The sequence below is a fragment of the Oscillochloris sp. ZM17-4 genome (genome assembly GCF_019599295.1).
Taxonomy (GTDB): domain Bacteria; phylum Chloroflexota; class Chloroflexia; order Chloroflexales; family Chloroflexaceae; genus Oscillochloris.
The window spans coordinates 10,720-16,073 of the sequence record NZ_JAIEWN010000002.1 but is presented as its reverse complement, the minus strand read 5'-3'; the positions used below and the strand labels follow the sequence as shown (position 1 = coordinate 16,073).

Genomic DNA, 5,354 nt, shown 5'->3' with positions numbered 1-5,354 from the left:
CCATGCTACAATAGATCAGCATTATTTTTGCGGAGACAGCTCATGCCGATCGAGATCGTCGACCTTGACGAGCGCTGGCAGCCCGAGGCCCTCTCCTACCTCAGGCGTTCGCCCTACCGAAACGCCATCCCGCTCTCGAACGTGACACAGCTGCGCAGCCGCTGCGATGTGGTGGTCGCCCACAGCAACGGGTTCGTCCAGGGCGTGGCCTCGCACTACCGCGATCTGCCCTTCCTCGGGCTGGTGTTTGTGGCCGAGATCGGGGGCGCGCTGCCCGCGCTGCTCACCGCCCTGCGCGACCGAGTGCCTGTCCTGGGCGAGTCGCGGCTGACGACGGTGCTCCCCGAGCAGCGCGTGCGCCAGCTCGCCGCCTGTGCGGACATCGAGTCAGTCGATCTTGAGATGCAGATGGTGGTGGAGCCAGAGACCCTGCGCCCACGCACGGCGGACGATGTGCGCCGTCTGCGCCCCGAGGATCTGCCGGCGATGGGCGAGCTCGCCGCCCTGGGCGAGCTGATGGCCTGGGGGCCGGAGGCGATGGAGCTTGGGCCAGCCTTTGGGGCCTTCGTCGATGGGCAGCTAGCGGCGATGGCCTCGATCCGCTTCGCCACACCCGATGTGATCGAGATCGGCAATATCGTCACCCACCCCGGCTACCGGCGGCGCGGACTGGCGTCCGCCTGCACCTCGGCCCTCGCGCAGGCCTGCTTCGGACTGGCCCCGCGTGTCTACCTCATGGTCATGCTCGACAACCAGTCGGCCTTCGATATCTACCGGGCCCTCGGCTTCTGGCCCGCCGAGCGCTTTGGCTTCGTGCAGTTTCGCCTGAGATAATTGCAGATTGCAGATTGCAGATCAGGATGACCGTATTCCGCACAGCGTTCCTTCTGCTGGATTGCGTAATCTGCAATCTGCAATCTGCAATCAACGATGTCACCCCTCCGCTATAAGCAGCGGCGCCAGCTAATCAACGCGCTGCGGCGCAGCACGGCCGGGCCGCGCCAGGCGCTGGCGCTGCTGGTCGCCCTGGCCTACGGCGCGGCCAGCCTGGGCATGGTGGCCGCCCTGCTCGTGGCGCCGCTGCCCGACTTCGCGCGGGCGATGATCGATGGCCTGATCGGCGTGGGGGCGATGGAGGATCGGCTGCGCAGCCTGCGCGGTGGGCTGACTCTGAGCCTGCTGCTGCTCGCGACCACGGCGGCCTTCCAGAACCCGCTGCTCCAGTTCGCCCGCGCCGACGTGGATCTGCTCTTCGCCACGCCCGTGCCGGCGTGGCGGCCGCTGCTGGGCAAGCTCCAGATCAACCATCTGCGCACGCTGCTCGCCGGCTACTTCTTCTGGGGGATCGGCGCGGCCCCGGCCCTGCGCCTGCTCGGCTACGCGCCCTGGCCCGCCGGCCTCTGGGCCATCTTCGGCCTGGCCTGCCTGTTCGCCAGCATCGACCAGGCCTTCGCCCTCGGCCTGATCATCTCGGGCGAAGAGGCCGATGGCCGGCGGCTCCTGTTCGCCCGCGCCGGGCTGCTGATCGTCGGCGCGGGGCTAGGTCTGCTCGGGCTGGGCGGGGTGTCGTGGCTCCTCGGCGGCGGCAGATCGCTGCTCGACCTGCTCCTCGGCATAGCCGGCGGCGCGACAATCAGCGGCCTGCTGCTGCCCCTCGGCCTCGCCAGCGACCTGCTGCTGCTGCCGCTGCGCCCCGACCTGCCCCACGCCGCCCTGGCCCTGGGCGGGCTGGCCCTGCTCGACCTGATCAGCGGCGGGCTGCTGATTGTGGCGGTGGCCAGGGGCGGCGCCGGAGCCCTGATGGAGACGGTGCTCGCACCCAAGAAGCCGGGGCTGGGCGATCTGCTGCGCGAGATCGGGCCGCGCCCCCTGCGCATCCTGGCCGCCCTCTGGGGCGGCGAGGTCGCCGCCGCCGCGCCCGACGACCTGGCCCGGCCCACCCGCGCCCGCCCGGCCCGGCTGCTCGGCCCGGCGGCGCAGATCTGGCGGCGCGGGGTCGAGATCCGCCGCGCCCCCGTGCGCAGCACCCTGGCCGTCCTGGCCCTCGGCCTCATCCCGCTCTGGATCTACGGCCCCGAGCGCGGCCACAGCCTCGCCCGCCTGCTCACCGCCCTGGTCTTCTCCACCTCGCTCAGCACGCAGATCTTCAACGATGCGGCCGACCACCTGCGCTACGCCAGCCTGGAGCTGAGCATGCCCGCCGCCCGCTGGCGCACCCTGCTGATGGCCATGCTGCCGCGCCTGCTGCTCTACTGGCTCGGCGGGGCGGTGCTGCTGATCGGCGCCGGGCTGCGCGCCCCCGACACCGCCTGGCCCGACATCCTGGCCCTGGCCCTCTACGACCCGCTCATCCTCGCGTCGCTGGTCAGCCTGCGCGCCGCCCTGGTCTTCATCTGGCCCGCCGCCGGCATCCCCGGCCAGCGCGACCCGCTCCAGGCGCTGATCGTGCTCCTCGCCAATGGCCTGCTGGTGCTGCTGGTGATCGCCCTGGCCCTGCTGCCTTTCGGCGTGGTCATCGCCCTGATCCAGATCCTCGGGGTCGGCGGCGCCTGGCTCTGGCCGGTCGTCTTCGCCTGCGGTGGCATGCTCGCCCTGGCGAGCGTCTCCATGATGTGCTGGGCCTACGGGCGCTACGAGCCAGCAGAGTGAGTGCGTATTTTACCCCTCATGTTATGGGCACTATACGCATACATATGATGTACACTACAGAGAACCTTGGCGATCTAGGCGATCTACACCATCTATTATGTTAATATGAAAGCCTATGGACGCTCAGCCACCCCCCGGACCCTCTCCTCCCCCGCCGCAGCGCTCGCTGGCGATCGCCTCATCGGTCGATGCCACCCGCTGGCTGATCATGATCATTGTCGGCGTGCTTGACAGCCTGCTGAGCGAGGGGCTGCACCGGGCGCGGCGGAGCGCCGAGGCCAGCCGACAGCTCTACGCCGTGACCCTCGCCAGCATTGGTGACGCGGTGATCGCCACCGACGCGCAGGGCAGCGTGACCTTTATCAACGCCGAGGCCGCCCTCCGGCGCAGCGAGCGCACGCTCAAGCTGTTTGTCGAGATGGCCCCGGCCGCGATCGCCATGTTCGACCGCGAGATGCGCTACCTCGTGGTCAGCCGCCGCTTTATCAGCGACTATCGGATCGGCGACCAGGATCTGATCGGCCGATCGCACGACGAGATCTTCCCCGAGATCCCTGATCGCTGGCGCGAGATCCAACGGCGCTGCATGGCCGGGTCGATTGAGACCTGTGCTGTTTCAGCCCTTTGTGCAGATCGACCATGGCCTGAACCGCCAATATGAGGGCACCGGGCTCGGCCTCTCGCTGGTACAGCGGCTGACCGCAGCCCACGGCGGTCAGGTTGAGGTCGAGAGCGTGCTGGGCCAGGGCAGCCGCTTCTGCATCACCTTGCCCTGGGACACCGATTGATCGTACGAACTGGCGTATCATGGCTGATGATCAAGCGATAAGGAGGGTACGATGGGGCGAACGGTGACATGTCCGGCGGGCGAGTGGACGGCTATCTTCAATCACGCCTTCGTGCAGATGCCCTGGGACTGGACGGTGACCTTTACCGCGCCGGATGGCGGCGCTATTGTGGGCGAAGTCGTCGAGAAGCGCACATCCTGGATCTTCCCTAACCCGCCGGAGACCCGGACGCTGGAGCCGGTGATGCCCTTCAGGCGCGGCTGGTGGAACACCTTTTATTCCGTGCGCGTGAGGCCGGAGCGCGATGTCGTCGCCACTATCAGCTGAGGGCGGCCCGTAGCGTAGGGCGTGGCCGCCCCCAGACTAGCCCTTAGATCTGCGGCCGCCGCCGCCAGAGCTGCGTGGCCTGCTCGTAGGCGTGGGCCAGGCGCAGCACGCTCAACTCATCGCGGTAGCGCCCGACGATCTGTAGGCCCACCGGCAGCCCCTCGGGCGTGAAGCCGGCCGGCACGGCGATGCTGGGCAGCCCGGTGAGGGTGATGTAGTAGCAGGAGCGCATCCACTCGATGTAGTTGCCCATCTGCACGCCGTCGATCTCGGTGACGTAGGGCTGGTCGATCGGGAAGGGCGGCACCTGGCTCACCGGCGTCACCAGGAAGTCGTACTGCTCCATGAAGGCGCGCACGCGCTGGAAGAGCTCGCTGTGCAGGCGCATGGCCCGGCCGACCTGCGGCCCGCTCAGCCTGCGGCCCTCCTCGATATTCCAGATCACCGTGTCCTTGAGCTGGTCGCGGTGGGCGTCGAGGTGCGCGCCGAGGCCCAGCTCGAAGCGGAAGGCCCGCAGCACCTGGAAGATCTCGTCGGCGTCGCGGAAGTCGGGCGCGGCCTCCTCGACCACACAGCCGAGCGCCTCGAAGGTGGCCCGCTGGGCCTCGAAGGCCGCCCGCGTGCGCGGGTCGAGCGGCAGGCCGCCGAGATCAGCGCTCCAGGCCACCCGCAGGCCGCGCGTCTCGGCCTCCAGGGGCTGGGCGAAGAGCGCGCCGCCCTCGCCGAACGAGAGCGGCGCGCGCGGGTCGGGGCCGACGAGGGCCTGGAGCATCAGGGCCACGTCGGCCACCGTGCGGGCCATCGGGCCATCCACGCCGAGCGGCAGCCACATGGTGCTGTCGGGCCAGGAGGGCACCCGGCCGGGAGAGGTGCGAAATCCGACCACGTTGCAGTAGCCGGCCGGGTTGCGTAGGCTGCCGCCCATATCGCTGCCGTCAGCGATCGGGATCATGCCGGCGGCCAGGGCCACGGCCGCCCCGCCGCTGCTGCCGCCGCAGGTCTTACCGAGGTCGTAGGGGTTGCGGGTGGCCCCAAAAACCTGGTTGAAGGTCTGCGAGCCGGCGCCGAACTCGGGGGTGTTGGTCTTGCCGATAGTGATCGCGCCGGCGGCCCGCAGGCGGGCGACGATCGGGGCGTCGAAGTCGGGCACGTGGTCGCGGAAGATCGGCGAGCCGAAGGTGGTGCGGATCCCCTTGGTCTCAGCGAGGTCCTTATGGGCCACGGGCAGCCCGAAGAGCGGCCCGACCGCCTCGCCGCGGGCCAGGGCCGCGTCGGCGGCCCGCGCGGCGGCCATCGCCTGATCCGGCAGCAGGGTGATGATCGCGTTCAGGGCGGGGTTCACCTGCGCGATGCGCGCCAGGTGGGCGGACATCACCTCGGTCGCCGAGAGGCTGCGCTCACGGATGCGCGCCGCCAGATCCACCGCCGTCATCGACCAGATCTCGTTCGTGCTCACAGGGACTCCTTCGTACGGGCGGCCCACGGTGGCCGCCCCGCTCTGGCTAAGACAAGGTTCGTAGCAGCTTTACAGTTTGGCATAGCGCAATGCATTCCAATGCGCAATCCCTGCCGCCTGCCGCCTGCCGCCTG

The 5,354-nt window shown here is 69.4% G+C and carries 5 protein-coding genes and 1 pseudogene; 5 read left to right on the top strand and 1 reads right to left on the bottom strand.

Annotation, left to right across the window (positions count from 1 at the left end; translation table 11 throughout):
* Window positions 1-42 precede the first annotated feature (42 nt).
* The 5 genes and pseudogenes from K2Z83_RS01960 to K2Z83_RS01940 all read left to right on the top strand — a co-directional run bounded on the left by K2Z83_RS01960 (window position 43) and on the right by K2Z83_RS01940 (window position 3,764).
* Entirely contained in the window at window positions 43-834 is a 792-nt protein-coding gene (locus tag K2Z83_RS01960) for a GNAT family N-acetyltransferase (RefSeq protein ID WP_220593515.1), read from the top strand.
* A gap of 96 nt (window positions 835-930) precedes the next feature.
* Window positions 931-2,649 (top strand): hypothetical protein, encoded by a 1,719-nt coding sequence (locus tag K2Z83_RS01955; protein WP_220593514.1) that lies wholly within the window; start codon window positions 931-933, stop codon window positions 2,647-2,649.
* A gap of 115 nt (window positions 2,650-2,764) precedes the next feature.
* Entirely contained in the window at window positions 2,765-3,310 is a 546-nt protein-coding gene (locus tag K2Z83_RS01950; RefSeq protein WP_220593513.1) for a PAS domain-containing protein, read from the top strand.
* A pseudogene (locus K2Z83_RS01945) lies at window positions 3,261-3,425 on the top strand (ATP-binding protein); the annotation flags it as partial. The gene K2Z83_RS01950 and the pseudogene K2Z83_RS01945, both read left to right, overlap by 50 nt.
* 63 nt (window positions 3,426-3,488) lie before the next feature.
* Window positions 3,489-3,764 carry a hypothetical protein gene (locus tag K2Z83_RS01940; RefSeq protein WP_220593511.1) on the top strand — a complete coding sequence of 92 codons (276 nt, stop codon included), beginning with the start codon at window positions 3,489-3,491 and terminating at the stop codon, window positions 3,762-3,764.
* 43 nt (window positions 3,765-3,807) lie between these two features.
* On the opposite strand, the gene K2Z83_RS01935 is transcribed toward K2Z83_RS01940, so the two are convergent.
* Complete coding sequence (locus K2Z83_RS01935) at window positions 3,808-5,220, bottom strand: amidase (protein WP_370650020.1); 1,413 nt, start codon at window positions 5,218-5,220, stop codon at window positions 3,808-3,810.
* Window positions 5,221-5,354: the final 134 nt, after the last annotated feature.